The 16182-nt window shown below is 70.8% G+C and carries 14 protein-coding genes; 4 read left to right on the plus strand and 10 right to left on the minus strand.

Going from position 1 to position 16182, the window contains the following annotated elements:
• Positions 1-4 precede the first annotated feature (4 nt).
• The 10 genes from ACIRDU_RS00860 to uvrC all read right to left on the minus strand — a co-directional run bounded on the left by ACIRDU_RS00860 (position 5) and on the right by uvrC (position 12482).
• On the minus strand, positions 5-340 hold the full coding sequence (locus ACIRDU_RS00860) for an RNA polymerase-binding protein RbpA (RefSeq protein ID WP_003957010.1): 336 nt from the start codon (positions 338-340) through the stop codon (positions 5-7).
• A 207-nt stretch (positions 341-547) separates the two neighbouring features.
• On the minus strand, positions 548-784 hold the full coding sequence (gene secG, locus ACIRDU_RS00865; RefSeq protein ID WP_094052663.1) for a preprotein translocase subunit SecG: 237 nt from the start codon (positions 782-784) through the stop codon (positions 548-550).
• Between the two features lie 95 nt (positions 785-879).
• Positions 880-1656: a triose-phosphate isomerase gene (tpiA, locus tag ACIRDU_RS00870; protein ID WP_403572505.1), complete on the minus strand. Its 777-nt coding sequence runs from the start codon at positions 1654-1656 to the stop codon at positions 880-882.
• Between the two features lie 5 nt (positions 1657-1661).
• A complete protein-coding gene (locus ACIRDU_RS00875; RefSeq protein WP_403572508.1) occupies positions 1662-2873 on the minus strand; it encodes a phosphoglycerate kinase in 1212 nt (403 codons plus the stop codon).
• 144 nt (positions 2874-3017) lie between these two features.
• Entirely contained in the window at positions 3018-4025 is a 1008-nt protein-coding gene (gap, locus tag ACIRDU_RS00880; protein ID WP_403572511.1) for a type I glyceraldehyde-3-phosphate dehydrogenase, read from the minus strand.
• A 227-nt stretch (positions 4026-4252) separates the two neighbouring features.
• Positions 4253-7207, minus strand: coding sequence for a M14 family zinc carboxypeptidase (locus tag ACIRDU_RS00885; RefSeq protein WP_403572514.1), 2955 nt, complete (start codon positions 7205-7207; stop codon positions 4253-4255).
• Between the two features lie 151 nt (positions 7208-7358).
• Positions 7359-8348, minus strand: coding sequence for a DNA-binding protein WhiA (whiA, locus tag ACIRDU_RS00890; RefSeq protein WP_403572517.1), 990 nt, complete (start codon positions 8346-8348; stop codon positions 7359-7361).
• Entirely contained in the window at positions 8339-9418 is a 1080-nt protein-coding gene (yvcK, locus tag ACIRDU_RS00895) for a uridine diphosphate-N-acetylglucosamine-binding protein YvcK (RefSeq protein WP_403572519.1), read from the minus strand. Before yvcK ends, whiA begins: the two co-directional genes overlap by 10 nt.
• A complete protein-coding gene (gene rapZ, locus ACIRDU_RS00900; protein WP_403572521.1) occupies positions 9415-10374 on the minus strand; it encodes an RNase adapter RapZ in 960 nt (319 codons plus the stop codon). Before rapZ ends, yvcK begins: the two co-directional genes overlap by 4 nt.
• Positions 10371-12482, minus strand: a complete 2112-nt coding sequence (gene uvrC / locus ACIRDU_RS00905) for an excinuclease ABC subunit UvrC (protein WP_403572524.1) — start codon at positions 12480-12482, stop codon at positions 10371-10373. The genes rapZ and uvrC overlap by 4 nt, the downstream gene beginning before the upstream one ends.
• 263 nt (positions 12483-12745) lie before the next feature.
• On the opposite strand from uvrC, the gene ACIRDU_RS00910 reads away from it, so the two are divergent.
• From ACIRDU_RS00910 to ACIRDU_RS00925, 4 genes are all read left to right on the plus strand, one after another.
• Positions 12746-12898 (plus strand): hypothetical protein, encoded by a 153-nt coding sequence (locus ACIRDU_RS00910; protein WP_403572527.1) that lies wholly within the window; start codon positions 12746-12748, stop codon positions 12896-12898.
• Between the two features lie 261 nt (positions 12899-13159).
• Positions 13160-14107 carry a hypothetical protein gene (locus ACIRDU_RS00915; RefSeq protein ID WP_403572530.1) on the plus strand — a complete coding sequence of 316 codons (948 nt, stop codon included), beginning with the start codon at positions 13160-13162 and terminating at the stop codon, positions 14105-14107.
• A gap of 100 nt (positions 14108-14207) precedes the next feature.
• Positions 14208-15251: a LacI family DNA-binding transcriptional regulator gene (locus ACIRDU_RS00920; RefSeq protein ID WP_403572533.1), complete on the plus strand. Its 1044-nt coding sequence runs from the start codon at positions 14208-14210 to the stop codon at positions 15249-15251.
• Complete coding sequence (locus tag ACIRDU_RS00925; RefSeq protein WP_403572536.1) at positions 15248-16156, plus strand: carbohydrate kinase; 909 nt, start codon at positions 15248-15250, stop codon at positions 16154-16156. Before ACIRDU_RS00920 ends, ACIRDU_RS00925 begins: the two co-directional genes overlap by 4 nt.
• Positions 16157-16182 lie beyond the last annotated feature (26 nt).

Genomic DNA, 16182 nt, shown 5'->3' on the forward strand with positions numbered 1-16182 from the left:
ACTTCTAGATCTCGCCCCGCAGTTTGGCGAGGGCCTCGGCGAGGATCGCCTCGCCGTCCGCGTCGCTGCGCCGCTCCCGCACATACGCCAGGTGCGTCTTGTAGGGCTCGGTGCGCGGCGGGTCCGGGGGGTTGTCCCGGTCCTGGCCGGCCGGGAAGCCACAGCGCGGGCAGTCCCAGGTGTCGGGCACCTGCGCGTCGCTGGCGAAGCTCGGCTGGGTCTCGTGTCCGTTGGAGCACCAGAAGGAGATGCGCAGCCGCGGCGCGGACTCGCCGCGCTCGGCCTCGCCCATCGGCCCCGCCCCGACCCGGCTTCCCCGGATCGCGTTGCCACTTGCCACGGTCGTAACTCCCTGCGTGATGGTGCCGCGAAGCGAGTCGGCGTTCCGCTTCGCCGCGAGCGCCTCAGTCTACGTAAGGCCCAACGCGCGTCCAGTGATTGGAGTTACAACCCTCACACCTAGACGCAAGCCCCATGATAGGCCGCGCTCAGCTGCGCGTACCGAACATGGGGCCTTACGTACGGGTCCGTGCGGATTGCGGCTCGGTCAGTTGTTCACCTTCATCAGGATGCCGAGCACGACGATGCACGCGAACCACAGCAGACCGATCACGACGGTGATCCGGTCGAGGTTGCGCTCGGCGACCGAGGAGCCGCCGACGGAGGACTGCATGCCGCCACCGAACATGTCGGAGAGGCCGCCGCCCTTCCCCTTGTGCATCAGCACCAGCAGCATCAGCAGCAGGCTGAAGACGATCAGGGCGATGGAGAACCCCAGAACCACGACTGGACCAACTTCCTCGGATGCGGATGGACGACGCGGGGCCCAGCACAGTGCTGGACCCCGCAAGGGTACGACGGAACGCCGCTACCGCCTACTCACTGGTCGCGGAAGCGCACGATCTTGACGAACTCGTCGGCGTCCAGCGAGGCGCCGCCGACCAGGGCGCCGTCGATGTCGGCCTGGGCCATGATCTCCGCGACGTTGCCGGCCTTGACCGAGCCGCCGTACTGGATGCGGATCTTGTCGGCCAGGTCCTGCGAGTACAGCTCGGCGATCTTGCCGCGGATCGCCGCGCAGACCTCCTGGGCGTCCTCGGCGCCGCAGACCTTGCCGGTGCCGATGGCCCAGACGGGCTCGTAGGCGATCACGACGGTCTCGGCCTGCTCGGCGGGGAGGTCCTTCAGACCGCCCTCGACCTGGGCGAGGGTGTGGGAGACGTGGTTGCCCGCCTCGCGGACCTCCAGCTCCTCGCCGACGCACAGGATGGGGGTCAGGCCGTGCTTGTAGGCGGCCTTGACCTTGGCGTTGACCAGCTCGTCGGTCTCGGCGTGGTACTGGCGGCGCTCGCTGTGGCCGATGGCGACGTACGTGCACTTCAGCTTGGCCAGCATGGGGCCGGAGATCTCGCCGGTGAAGGCCCCGCCGTCGTGCGCCGAGATGTCCTGGGCGCCGTACTTGATCTTGAGCTTGTCGCCGTCGACCAGGGTCTGCACGGAGCGCAGGTCGGTGAAGGGCGGCAGGACGGCGACCTCGACGGCCTCGTAGTCCTTGTCGGCGAGGGCGAAGGCGAGCTTCTGGACGTGGGCGATGGCCTCGAGGTGGTTGAGGTTCATCTTCCAGTTGCCCGCCATCAGCGGCGTGCGCGTGCTCATCAGGGTCAGTCCTCCAGTGCGGCGAGGCCGGGGAGCGTCTTGCCCTCGAGGTATTCGAGGGAGGCGCCGCCACCGGTCGAGATGTGGCCGAATGCGTTCTCGTCGAAGCCCAGGATGCGGACGGCCGCGGCGGAGTCGCCACCACCGACCACCGTGAAGGCCTGGGAGTCGAGGAGGGCCTGGGCGACCGCCTTGGTGCCCTCGGCGAAATCGGGGTGCTCGAAGACGCCCATGGGGCCGTTCCAGAAGACGGTGGCGGCGTCGGCGATCTTCGAGGTGTACAGCTTGCGGGACTCGGGGCCGATGTCCAGGCCCATCTGGCCGGACGGCATGGCGTCCGCGGCGACCGTGCTGGGCCGGGCCGGAGCCTTGGTCTTGAGGTCCGGGAACTCCGGCGCGACCACGACGTCCACGGGCAGGACCAGCTCGACGCCGTTCTTCTCGGCGCGCTCGATGTACTCCCGGACGGCCGGGAGCTGGTCCTCCTGGACCAGGGACGTGCCGATCTCGTGGCCCTTGGCCTTAAGGAAGGTGAAGACCATGCCGCCGCCGATGAGCAGGCGGTCGGCCTTGCCGAGCAGCTGGTCGATGACGGCGAGCTTGTCGGACACCTTGGCGCCGCCCAGGACGACGGCGTAAGGCCGCTCCACGTCGTCGGTCAGCTTCCTCAGGACGCCGACCTCGGTGGCGATGAGGTATCCGGCGTAGTGCGGCAGGCGGGCCGGGAGGTCGAAGACCGAGGCGTGCCCCCGGTGCACCGCGCCGAAGCCGTCACCGACGTAGACGTCCGCGAGGGCGGCGAGCTCGTCGGCGAAGGCGCCGCGCTCGGCGTCGTCCTTGCTCGTCTCGCCGGCGTTGAAGCGCAGGTTCTCGACGACCGCGACCCGGCCGTCGGCGAGGCCGTCGACGGTGGCGCGGGCGGACTCGCCGACCGTGTCGGTCGCGAAGGCCACGTCCGCCCCGAGGAGTTCGCCGAGGCGCGCGGCGGCCGGGGCGAGGGAGAAGGCCGGGTCCGGGGCGCCCTTGGGGCGGCCCAGGTGAGAGGCGACGACCACCCGGGCGCCCGCCTCGGCGAGGGCCTTGACCGTGGGCAGCACGGCGCGGATGCGGCCGTCGTCGGTGATGCGCGTGCCGTCCAGCGGCACGTTCAGGTCGGCGCGGACGAAGACCCGCTTGCCCGCGACCCCTTCGGTGAGGAGTTCGTCGATCGTCTTCATGAGGGGACTCTCCTGAAAGAGCTCGTGATCGCTCGTAAGCGCTCGTGATCGAACAGCTCTGATCTGTACGTGAGTCAGGGCTCGGGCGGCGCGTCCTCGCGCCGCCCGAGCCCTGTTCTCACATGGACGTGCCTGCTGGGTTGATCAGAGCTGGTTGCCGACGAAGACCGTAAGGTCCACGAGGCGGTTGGAGTAGCCCCACTCGTTGTCGTACCAGCCGATGACCTTCACGTTCTTGCCCTCCTGGACCATGGTCAGGGAGGAGTCGAAGGTGCAGGACGCCGGGGCGTTGACGATGTCGGACGAGACGATGGGGTCCTCCGTGTACTCGAGGATGCCCTTCAGCTCGCCCTCGGCCGCCTTCTGGAAGGCGGCGTTGACCTCTTCCTTGGTGACCTCGCGGCCGAGCTCGAGGACCAGGTCGGTGACCGAGCCCGTCGGGACCGGGACGCGCATCGCGATGCCGTCCAGCTTGCCCTTCAGCTGGGGCAGGACCAGCGCGGTGGCCTTGGCGGCACCGGTCGTGGTCGGAATGATGTTCTCGGCGGCGGCACGCGCGCGACGCAGGTCCTTGTGCGGGAAGTCCAGGATCCGCTGGTCGTTCGTGTACGCGTGCACCGTCGTCATCAGGCCCTTGACGATGCCGAAGTTCTCGTCGAGGACCTTCGCCATCGGCGCCACGCAGTTGGTGGTGCAGGAGGCGTTGGAGATGACGTGGTGGTTCGCCGGGTCGTACGTGTCCTGGTTGACGCCCATCACGATGGTGACGTCCTCGTCCTTGGCCGGAGCCGAGATGAGGACCTTCTTCGCGCCACCGGCGATGTGCTTCTCGGCGTCGGCCTTCTTGGTGAAGATGCCGGTCGACTCGATGACGATGTCGACACCCAGCTCGCCCCACGGGATGTCGGCGGGATTGCGCTCGGCGAGGACCTTGACGGTCTTGTCGCCGACGGTGATGGTGTCCTCGGTGTGCGAGACCTCCTGCTTGAGGCGCCCGAGGATCGTGTCGTACTTCAGCAGGTGAGCGGTGGTCGCGGTGTCACCCAGGTCGTTGACAGCCACGATCTCGATGTCTGCACCCTGCTCCAGCAGCGCGCGGAAGTAGTTACGACCGATGCGGCCGAAGCCGTTGATGCCTACGCGGATCGTCACGAACCGATCTCCTCGTTGGTACGCCGGCCATGAAGAGCCGGCGAGCTCTGTTTGGGATGTCCCCGACCGCCTACGACCCTACCTCTCTGAGGCGGCTGTGGTGACATCCAGATGCCCCATACACGGCAGGGCGGTCCGTACCCGCCAGTAGGGGTACGGACCGCCCACCGCCGAGAGCAAGATCACTCGATTTCGCTACCGGGCGGGTTCCCCGTTGACCAGCGATGTCACCCGTCCAGGGACGCGAGTGCCTTCCTCATCAGTGCCGCCCGGTGGGAGGCGGCCGTGACGTGCTCAAGGCCGAAGCCCAGCAGTGCGGTGTCGTCCGTGGTGATCGCCCCGTAGGTCTGGAACAGGGCGCCGGTGCGTGCCCAGTCCTTGAGGACGGCCGGGCTGCCCTCGGGCGGTCCGGCCACCTTCCAGGCGCCCAGCGAGGTCTCGAAGCCCTCGGTCTCCTTCGCCGTGCCGCCGACGACGAGCGAGGCGTCGTCGGCGAGGACGCCGTGACCGCCGCTGCCCGGGTCGGTGACGTAGCTGATCGACACCTCGACCGTCTTGCCCGCGTAGGCGCTCAGGTCGAAGTTCACCTGCTGCCAGCCGCTGGAGGCGCCGGTGAGGCTGTTCCACGTGCCGCTGGTACCGGTCGCGGTGCAGCCGTCGGCCGCCACGGTCAGGTAGTGCTTCAGCCAGGGGTGCTCGTTGACGTAGAACCCGCCCTCGCACTCCGTCGGCACGGCGTTCCTGGTGGCGCCGCCCGCCTCGGGAAGGGTCGTCCAGTCGTCGGCGCCCGCGGTGTGGGCCTCGACGACGGCATGGTCGTAACCGGACTCCGTGTCCCACAGCAGCTGGGTGCGCAGGGTGGGCTTGTCGGACGCCGCGATACCGGTGAGGTCCACGGTGCGGGTGAGGCGCTTGTAGGCGTCGTCGGTGTGGACGGCGGCCGCCATCGAGGAGCCCGCGTACGGGCCGTACGGGTTGACGGTGCCGGCGAACTGTCCGGCGCCCTTGCTCGCGAACTGCGGGAACTCGTCGATCCCCAGTTCGTCGGAGGTGACGCTGTAGGTGCCCGCCCTGTCCAGCGGGTTGCCGGGGGCAGCGCCCAGCGGGCTGTTGACGCCGCCCAGCTCGCCGGAGCCGGTGAAACCGGTGGCCCCGGGGGTGGCGGTGCGGGTGTAGGCGCCCAGGTAGTACTGGCTGAAGTCGTTCGACAGCGCGCCGCCGCCGAGGTCGACGCTGCCACCGGCCTGCTCACCGGCCGCGATCAGCCGGCCGCCCTCGTTGAGGAAGGCCCGCAGCTGGAGCTGGGTGGCGACGCCCGGAACGCTCGCACCCGTGTAGTGGACGACGGTGTCGAAGTGGCCCAGCACCCCCAGCGCGTCCGGCGCGCCCTGCTTGGCGACGTCCCAGACGACCGCCTTGCGGCCGCTCGCCTCGAGCGCGTCCACGTACGTCTGCGCCTGCGTGGCGGCCGCGCCCTCCTCGGCGACGACGAGGGTGTTGGCCCGTGCCCGCTCGGCGACGGTGTAGGTGAAGTGCTCGCTGGTGACCTTCTTGCCGTTCTTCGCCTCGCCGGTGAACCACACCTCGACCTTGTCGCCCGGCTCGCCGTCCTTGACCTTCGCCCGGTACTCGTCGAAGTAGAGGTTGTCCTCACCGCCGTAGGTCTCGCCGCCCTTCCACGGCTTGAGCGCCATGTCCTCGGTGCGGCCGCCGTTGACGCGGTACTTGAGCTCCTTGTCGCGCACCGACTTCCGTACGACGACGGAGACCTCCTGGTCGGCGCCGCGGGAGTACGACGTGCCGAACGCGGCCGGGGTGAAGTCGGCGGCGGTCAGGCCGACCGATGAGGACGGCCGGTCGGGGTGGGCGGCGGACTCGGCGACGGAGAGCGCGAACGGGATGTTCTTGGCGACCTCCTGCCGGATCAGCTTCTCGTCGTCCGGGAAGGTGAAGACCGACTGGCAGTCGGCCGCCTTCCACTCGTCGTTCGGGTCGAGGTTCGAGGCGGTCTGGCAGGTCGACATCTCGGGGGTGAACATCGCCAGCCCGTTGACGTTCGCCGCGTGGCCGTCCGCCTCACCGTTGGTGGTGTACAGCTCCGAGGAGAGCTGCGGGTGGTAACCGGGGATCGCGGAGTTGTCGGGCGTACCGGCGAGCGCCTTGTACAGGACGTCGTCCGGGGTGTGCGTGGCCACCTGCCAGCCGACTCCGTAGAGGAGGAGTTCGGCGGCGGAGTGGTAGTTGATGCCGTAGGTGAAGCCGATCCGCTTCTGGAAGGCGTCCAGGGCCTGGGTCTCCGGCTCGGAGTTCGGGCCCGCGCCGCGGTAGGTCTGGCTGGTGGGGTTGGGGGACGAACCCTCGTCGTCGTAGCCCCACTTGTACGCGAAGTTGCGGTTGAGGTCGACGCCGTCACCGGTGGTGATGGTGCCGTCGCCGTTGACGTCCCGCAGGTTCTTGCGCCACTGCCGGTTGCCGGGATCCGCGAAGGTGTAGTCGTAGCCGTCCGGGTTGGCCGACAGCAGGAACCACAGTTCGGTGGAGTCGACGATCTTCTTGACGCGCCGGTCCTTCTTGTAGTTGTCCACGTAGTGGTGCATCAGGCGCCGGGTCATCTCCGGCGTGATCCACTCCCGCGCGTGCTGGTTGGACATGTAGAGGACGGCGGGCTTGGAGCCGTCCTTCGTCTTCTTCGCGCCCTTGGTGAGCTTCAGCGCGAGGATGTCCTGCCCCTTGATGGTCTTGCCGATGGAGACGACCTTGGTGAGGTCCGGGTTCTCCTGAGCGGTCCGCAGGAGTTCCTCCCGCAGGCCGCCCTTGCCGCTGTACGGGCGGAACACGCCCTCCGCGGCGTCCTCGACACGGGCCGCGGCCCGGGCGGAGAGTTCGTGCTCGGTGAGGTCGACGCCCTGCTTCGCCAGCTTCTTCGCCTGCCGGTCCGTCAGATAGGCCTCGACGGTCGCGGTGCCCTTCTCGGGCACCCGCTCACTCAGTTCGTGGCCGTCCTGGCCGGCCGCCAGCAGCAGGGGTACCTGCTTCTGGGTGACGTTGGCACGGAAGACCTTGACTTCGTCCGGGTCGGACGGGTTCGAACTCCCCGGTTCTGCCTGGGCAATGGGTGCGAAGCTCGCTCCGCCGATCAGGAGCGCGCCGACAGCGAGGATCGATCTCGCTCTTCGTCTCATGAACCCCCCTAGCGTGGGTCCGCCACAGCAGCGAACAGATGCCAGGCTCATGACAGACCATGATCGAGTCAAGGGCGCCTCACCGACACGCGAACACCGGTGCCGACCACCCAAATGGGCGTCGGCACCGGTGTGATGACGGTCTGTGGGGTCAACCCACGAGGTTGTCGGCCAGTTCGTCGCTGAGGTTGGCCTCCGTGCTCGGGATGCCGAGGTCGGAGGCGCGCTTGTCGGCCATGGCGAGCAGACGGCGGATCCGGCCGGCGACGGCGTCCTTGGTCAGCGGCGGGTCGGCGAGTGCGCCCAGCTCCTCCAGGGAGGCCTGCTTGTGCTCCATGCGCAGCCGGCCGGCGGCGGCCAGGTGCTCGGGCACGTCGTCGCCGAGGATCTCCAGGGCGCGCTGCACCCGGGCGCCCGCGGCGACGGCCGCGCGGGCCGAGCGGCGCAGGTTGGCGTCGTCGAAGTTGGCGAGCCGGTTCGCCGTGGCGCGCACCTCGCGGCGCATCCGGCGCTCCTCCCAGGCCAGCACCGACTCGTGCGCGCCCAGGCGGGTCAGCAGGGCGCCGATCGCGTCACCGTCCCGGACGACGACCCGGTCCACGCCGCGCACCTCGCGGGCCTTGGCGCCGATCGACAGCCGACGGGCGGCGCCGACCAGGGCGAGTGCCGCCTCGGGGCCCGGGCAGGTCACCTCCAGGGAGGAGGAGCGGCCGGGCTCGGTGAGCGAGCCGTGTGCCAGGAACGCGCCACGCCAGGCGGCCTCGGCGTCGCAGGTGGCCCCCGAGACCACCTGCGGGGGCAGGCCGCGGATCGGGCGGCCCCGCCCGTCGACCAGGCCGGTCTGGCGGGCGAGCTGGTCGCCGCCCGCCACCACCCGCACCACGTAGCGCGAGCCGCGGCGCAGCCCGCCCGGGGCCATCACGATCAGCTCGGAGCTGTGGCCGAAGATCTCCAGGATGTCCCGCTTGAGCCGGCGGGCCGCCATCGCCGTGTCCAGCTCCGCCTCGATCACGATCCGACCGCTCACCAGGTGGAGGCCGCCGGCGAACCGCAGAATGGCGGAGACCTCCGCCTTTCTGCAGCAGGTCCGGGTGACGGGGAGCCGAGAGATCTCGTCCTTCACCGCTGCCGTCATCGCCATGGGCCGATCCTTCCATGCATCCGAAAAATACGGTCGTACGCGGCGGCCAACAGCTCCGGGTCGTGCCTCGGGGTGCCGTCGGGCCGGGCCACCGGCGCCAGCTCGACCGCGGCCCCGAACCGCTTGGCGGCATCGGTCAGGGAGTCACGGTCGGGCACGGCGGCCTCGTCGGCCAGCACCACGTCCAGGGCGAGTTTAGGGGCGTGTCGTCCCAAAACCTCCAAATGACGCTGCGGGGAGAAGCCCTCGGTTTCTCCGGGCTGCGGCGCGAGGTTCAGGGAGAGTACCCGGCGGGCCTTCGTCTGTGTGAGCGCGTCCAGCAGCTCGGGCACGAGCAGGTGCGGAATGACCGAGGAGAACCAGGAGCCGGGGCCGAGCACCACCCAGTCCGCGTCCAGGACGGCCTCGACCGCCTCGGGCACGGCCGGCGGGTCGTTCGGCACGAGGTGCACGGACTGCACCTCGCCCGGGGTGAGGGCGACGGTCGCCTGACCGCGGACCGTGTCGACCTCCTCCGGGCGCGCCGGGTCGTGGCCCCTGACCAGGGCCTGGAGCTCCAGCGGCACGGCGGACATCGGCAGCACGCGCCCCTGGGCGCCCAGCAGCCGCCCGACCAGGTCGAGGGCCTGGACATGGTCGCCGAGCTGCTCCCACAGGGCGACGATCAGCAGGTTGCCGACCGCGTGCTCGTGCAGGTCGCCCTTGGACTGGAAGCGGTGCTGGATGACCCGGGCCCAGGTCTGGCCCCAGTCGTCGTCACCGCACAACGCGGCCAGCGCCTTGCGCAGGTCGCCGGGCGGCAGCACCCCCAGCTCGTCGCGCAGGCGCCCGCTGGAGCCGCCGTCGTCGGCCACGGTGACGACGGCGGTGAGATCGCCGGTGATCCGGCGCAGCGCGGCGAGCGAGGCCGACAGGCCCATGCCGCCGCCGAGGGCGACGACCTTGGGCTGGGTGCCGCGGCGGCGCGCTCTGCCGCCCCGGGCCTCGACGGGCCGGCCGCCCTTGGCGCCCGTGCTGCCCTCGGGCACCACCCCGCGCAGCCGGCTCAGCCGCGGAGTACGTCGTGTCATTCGCGTCCCATGTCCCGGTGTACGACCACCGTCTCCACGCCCTCGGCCGCGAGCCGGGCAGCGAGCTTCTCCGACATGGCGACCGAGCGGTGCTTGCCGCCCGTGCAGCCCACGGCGATGGTCACATAGCGCTTGCCCTCACGGCGGTAGCCGGTGGCGACCAGCTGGAGGAGCTCCGTGTAGCGGTCGAGGAACTCCTTGGCGCCGGGCTGGTTGAAGACGTACCCGGCGACCTCGTCGTTGAGGCCGGTGTACGGGCGCAGCTCCGGGACCCAGTGCGGGTTCGGCAGGAAGCGGCAGTCGACGACGAGGTCGGCGTCGACCGGGAGGCCGTACTTGTAGCCGAACGACATGACCGTGGCCCGCAGCTCCGGCTCCTCCTCGCCGGCGAACTGGGCGTCCATCTTGGCGCGCAGCTCGTGCACGTTCAGGCTGGAGGTGTCGATCACCAGGTCGGCGTCGCCGCGCAGCTCGCGCAGCAGCTCGCGCTCGGCGGCGATGCCGTCGACGATGCGGCCGTCGCCCTGTAGCGGGTGCGGGCGGCGCACCGACTCGAAGCGGCGCACCAGGGCCTCGTCGGAGGACTCCAGGAAGACGATCCTCCGGGTGACGTTCTTCGCCTCCAGGTCGGCCAGGGACTCGCGGAGGTTGTCGAAGAAGCGGCGGCCGCGGACGTCGACGACGACGGCGATGCGGGCCACGTTGCCCTGGGAGCGGGCGCCGAGCTCCACCATGGTGGGGATCAGCGCGGGCGGCAGGTTGTCGACGACGAACCAGCCGAGGTCCTCCAGGCACTTCGCCGCCGTGGAGCGCCCGGCTCCGGACATGCCGGAGATGATCACCAACTCGGGGATGGCCGCGTCCGGGACCGGGGCCTTCTCGTTGGGCGTGCCCGTACTCACCTGTGCTCCGTCTCCGGCTTGCTCTGTGTAGCCGTCGTGCTCGTTCACATTCATGTCTCCTGCCCCCGTCGTTCGTCCGGGGCGCCCGCTGCCACGGGTTCCCCACTGGAACCCATGGTGCCCGGTTCCTCTTCCATGATCTCTCCGGTGGCCGTGTTGACGGCGGGTGCGGCCGGGGCCGAGCGGGCGAGGGCCACGGCGATCGTCTCGGCCGTCTTGCGGCCTATGCCGGGGACCTCGCAGATCTGGTCGATGGTGGCGGATCGCAATTTCTTCAACGAACCGAAGTGCTTCAGAAGTGCCTGCTTGCGCGTGTCCCCGAGGCCGGGGACGTCGTCCAGGGGGCTGGAGCGGAAGCGCTTGGACCGCTTCGTGCGCTGGTACGTGATCGCGAACCTGTGGGCCTCGTCACGGACGCGCTGGAGCAGATACAGGCCCTCGCTGGTGCGCGGCAGGACCACCGGGTCGTCGTCGCCGGGCAGCCAGACCTCCTCCAGGCGCTTGGCGAGGCCGCACACGGCGATGTCGTCGATACCGAGCTCGTCCAGGGCGCGCCGGGCGGCGGCGACCTGGGGGGCGCCGCCGTCGACGACCACGAGCTGGGGCGGGTAGGCGAACTTCTTCGGGCGGCCGTCGTCCTCGGTGAGGGTGTTCGTACTGGCGAGGGGGCTCTCACCGTTCCCGGCGGTCTCGGCGATCCCGGCGCTTTCTCCGATCTCGGCGCTGTCGGCGTTCTCGCCGTCCGTCCACTCGCCCGTCTTCTCCTTCTCGGCGAGATAGCGCCGGAAACGGCGGGTGATCACCTCGTGCATCGAGCGGACGTCGTCCTGCCCGGCGAAGCCTTTGATCTGGAAGCGGCGGTACTCGCTCTTGCGGGCGAGCCCGTCCTCGAAGACGACCATGGACGCCACGACGTCGTCACCCTGGAGGTGGGAGATGTCGTAGCACTCGATCCGGAGCGGGGCGCTGTCCAGGTCGAGGGCGTCGGCGATCTCCTCCAGGGCGCGCGAGCGCGTGGTCAGGTCGGAGGCGCGCTTGGTCTTGTGCAGCACCAGCGCCTGCTGGGCGTTGCGCTGCACGGTCTCCATGAGGGCCTTCTTGTCGCCGCGCTGCGGTATGCGCAGGGAGACGCCCGAGCCACGCCGCGCGGTGAGCCACTCCTGGACGGGCTCGACAGGGTCGGGCAGGGCCGGGACCAGGACCTCCTTGGGGACGGCGTCGCCCGTCTCCTCGCCGTACAGCTGCTGCAGGGCGTGCTCCACGAGGGCGCCGGTGGTGATCTCCTCCACCTTGTCGGTGACCCAGCCGCGCTGGCCGCGCACGCGTCCGCCGCGCACGTGGAAGATCTGGACGGCCGCCTCCAGCTCGTCCTCGGCGACCGCGATCAGGTCGGCGTCGGTCGCGTCGGCGAGTACGACCGCGTTCTTCTCCATGGCCTTCTTCAGGGCCCCGATGTCGTCACGCAGCCGGGCGGCCCGCTCGTACTCCATCTCCTCGGCCGCCTCGCCCATCTGCTTCTCCAGGCGGCGGATGTAGGTGTTCGTACGGCCGGTCATGAAGTCGCAGAACTCGTCGGCCAGTTCGCGGTGCTCCTCGGCGGAGACGCGCTCCACGCAGGGGGCGGAGCACTTGCCGATGTAGCCGAGGAGGCAGGGGCGGCCGGTGCGGGCGGCGTTCTTGAACACGCCCGCCGAGCAGGTGCGCACGGGGAAGACGCGCAACAGCAGGTCGACGGTGTCGCGAATCGCCCACGCGTGCGCGTACGGCCCGAAGTAGCGCACGCCCTTCTTCTTGTGACCGCGCATCACCTGCACGCGCGGGAACTCCTCGTTCATCGTCACCGCGAGGTACGGGTAGCTCTTGTCGTCGCGGTACTTGACGTTGAACCGGGGGTCGTACTCCTTGATCCACGAGTACTCCAGCTGGAGCGCCTCGACCTCCGTGGACACCACCGTCCACTCCACGGACGCGGCCGTGGTGACCATGGAACGGGTGCGCGGGTGCAGGCCCGCCAGGTCCTGGAAGTAGTTCGCCAGGCGCTGGCGCAGGCTTTTCGCCTTTCCGACGTAGATCACCCGGCGGTGCTCGTCACGGAACCTGTAGACCCCCGGCGAGTCGGGGATCTCACCCGGTTTGGGGCGGTAGCTGGAGGGGTCGGCCATGTCTCACACCCTACTGGCGAGCACCGACAGTCCGACGCGGCAGCGGGACACGATCAGGGGCTCCGGCGGGGGGCAGTTTCCAACGGCATGCCCGCCCCGGGGTTACGGCCCACCAGGAGCGGGAATGGGGCTCACCCACGGGACACGGCGACGTCCGACGGGCGGAGTCCGTGTCGGTGCAGGCACAGGTTGTCGGTGCGGACCGGCCGTTTCCGGTACGGAGCGGGCGGGCCACGGGTCGGAGGGCTGCGCAGATGAAGCGGATGCGGATCGAGAAAACCCGGCGGACGGTCCGTGCCCGCCGGTACGCGGACGAGCCGTTCGCGCTGCCCGACGCCCTGGACCCGCGCGATCCCGACATCGTGCGGGCCAAGCGCCTGGCCCTGGAGGAACGGGGCGGAAGCGACCGCTCCTAGAAGTTCACGTCCACCGCGAACGCCCGGGGCGCACGCCCCGGGCGTTCGCATGTCCGGACGGAATCGGCCGGGAGCGCGTACGTCACTGTCCGGCATCAGGTGTTGTCGGGACCAGGTCAACACGCTTCAATGCGGGGGAACTCGGGGCCCTGAACGACGGCGTACGGATGTGAAGACTCCCCTGCGTGCCGGCGGGACGGCCCCGGGCGGCCCGCGCCGACGGTCTGACCAGCCGTCGCCGACTCACAGAGAGGCCCCTGCATGCCGCACGCCCCACAGCACGCGGACGTCGCCACCGCGGAACTGGACTCGGCCCTGCGAGGCGGCCCCTTCCACGTCGCCCTGCGGGCCGCGATCGCCGCCCGCGGGCTGCCCCTGCAACGCGTGCAGCACCATCTGTCCCGCCACGGGGTGAAGGTCGGCGTGACGAGCCTGAGTTACTGGCAGCAGGGGGCCCGGCGCCCACAGCGCCCGGAGTCGCTGCGGGCCGTGCGCGCGCTGGAGGAGATCCTGGAGCTTCCCGAGGAGTCGCTGATCCGGCTGCTCGCCGAGTCCGGGCAGAGCCCCTCGGGACCGCGGTCAGCCGCCCGCTCCTACCGCTCCCTCGTCGAGGCCTCCGGGGTCCTGGACCAGTTGCTGGCCGAGCTGGACTGCTCGCCGGACGGGGGCCTGCACACCCTCGGCCACCACGAACGGCTCCGGATCGGGGCGCGGCGCGAACTGGCCGAGCGCGAGTCGCACCACATCGTGCGCGCCCACCGGGACGGCATCGACCGCTTCGTGGCCGTCCACCACGGCGACCGGGGAGCCGCGCCGGAGCGCATGCGGGTACACGCCCTGGAGAACTGCCGTACCGGGCGCGTCCGTTGGCACCGCGACACGGGCGTGCTCGCGGCCGAGCTGCTCTTCGACACCCGGCTGCGGGCCGGGGACACCTTCCTGTTCCGCTATCGAGTCGAGGACGGCACGGCGAGTGTGTCCCGCGAGTACGTCCGGGGCTTCGACTCCCCCGGCGGCCAGTACGCCCTCCAGGTGTGCTTCGACGCGGCGGCCCTCCCGGCGCGCTGCCACCGCTTCACCCAGCACTCGGCGGCGGCGCCGCGCAGCGGAGGCCAGGGCCTGGCGCTGAGCGGCCGGCACCGCTCGGTGCATCTGGTCGAGCCGCGGGTGCGGACGGGGTTCCTGGGGATCGGCTGGGACTGGGAGTAGCCCCGCGGTCGCGGACGTAAGCGATTGCGCAAACGTTTACGTCTGCCGCCTGATGCGATACGTTCCCCGCCTGGACCTGACAGAGGAGGCGGGGAACGGCATGGCGACCATGGCCGACGTCGCACGGAGCGCCGGTGTCTCCGTGGCGACCGTCTCGCACGTGCTGAACGGCACCCGGCCGGTGCTGCCGCACACCCGCCAGGCGGTCCTGGACGCCGTGGAGGAACTCGGCTACACCACGAACACGCTGGCACGTTCCCTGGTGACGGCCCGCACCCGGTCCATCGGGCTGGCGGTGTCGGCGATCAGCAACCCGTACTTCACGGAGATCCTCCAGGGAGTCGAGGCCGCCGCACTGGAAGCCGGCTACAGCCTGCTGATCGCCGATCCGCACGACGACCCGGAGCACGAGCGCAAGGTCGTCCAGCTGCTGCACGAGCGCCGGGTGGACGGCATGATCGTCGCGCCCTCCGCCGATCCGCGCGGACTGCTCGCCTACCTGGAGCGGCACGCCGTACCGGCCGTGTTCCTGGACCGGCTGGTGGACGCGCCGGGAGCGGACGGCGGTCCGCGGTTCGACCAGGTGTGCGCCGACAACGCCGAACCGACGTCCCGGCTGGTCACCCATCTCGCCGAGCTCGGTCACCGGCGGATCGGGCTGGTGGCGGGGCGGCCGGGGCTCAGCACCACGAGCGAGCGGATCATCGGCTACCGCAGCGGTCTGGCGTTCGCGGGGCTGGCGTACGACGAGCGGCTGCTGGTGCACGGCGACTCGGAGTCGGCCGGCGCCGAGCAGGCCACCGAGGCCCTGCTGTCCCTGGGTGTGCCGCCCACCGCGCTGGTCACCGGCAACAACGCCATGACCATCGGGGTGCTGCGCGCCCTGAGCGCGCACGGCCTGTCCGTGCCGGGCGACATCGCACTGTGCTGCTTCGACGACTTCGCCTGGGCGGACCTGTTCTCGCCCCGGCTCACCGCGATCGCCCAACCCGGCAAGGACAGCGGTGCCCGGGCCGTGCGCGTGCTCCTGGAGCGTCTCGCCGAGCCGGACCGGCCCGCCCGGACCCTGCGCCTGCCCTGCACCTTCGTCCACCGCACATCGTGCGGCTGCCCCAGCCCGTCCGAGAAAGGAAGCCTGTCGTGATCGTCGTCGCCGGTGAGGCACTGATCGACCTGGTACCGCAGGGCACGGGTGCCCTGGCGGCGTTGCAGCCGGCGCTCGGCGGCGGCCCGTTCAACACAGCCGTGGCGCTGGGCCGACTCGGCTCCCCCGCCGCCTTCTGCTCCCGGGTGTCGTCCGACGCCTTCGGGGCGGCCCTGCTGGACCGACTCCGCGAAACCGGGGTCGACGTGTCCGCGGTGCAGCAGGGCACCGAGCCGACGACCCTCGCCGTCGCCACGGTCGGCGCGGACGGCTCGGCGGCGTACTCCTTCTACGTGGACGGGACGGCGGACCGGCTGTTCGCGGCGCCCTCCGCTCTGCCGTCCGGGACCCGGGCGATCTCCTTCGGCACCTGCTCGCTGGTGCTGGAGCCGGGCGCGAGCGCGTACGAGGGGCTGATGCGCCGGGCTGCCGGGCAGGGCGTGTTCACCGCGCTGGACCCGAACATCAGGGCCGGGCTGATCCCGGACGCGGACGCCTACCGGGCGCGGTTCAAGAGCTGGCTGCCGTCGGTGTCCCTGCTGAAGCTGTCGGCGGAGGACGCCGAGTGGCTCGGCGGGACGCCCCGCGAGTGGCTGTCGGCCGGGCCGGCCGCGGTCGTGATCACCCGGGGCGGTGACGGGCTGACCGCCTTCACCGCCGACGGCGGCACATACACGGTGCCGGGTGAACGCGTGGAGGTCGTGGACACGATCGGCGCGGGCGACACGGTCAACGCCGCCCTGTTGCACGGGCTCGCGGTACGCGATGCCCTCAGCGCCCGTGCGCTCGCCGCCCTGGGCCCCGACGGCTGGACGGAACTGCTGGGCTTCGCGGCCCGCGCGGCGGCGATCACCTGCTCACGGGCCGGGGCGGAACCGCCGTACGCGCACGAGCTGGAGGGCTGACACGGGCAGGCTCCCCCGAGTTCGTG

It is taken from the genome of Streptomyces sp. NPDC093598, from assembly GCF_044764825.1.
Lineage (GTDB): Bacteria > Actinomycetota > Actinomycetes > Streptomycetales > Streptomycetaceae > Streptomyces.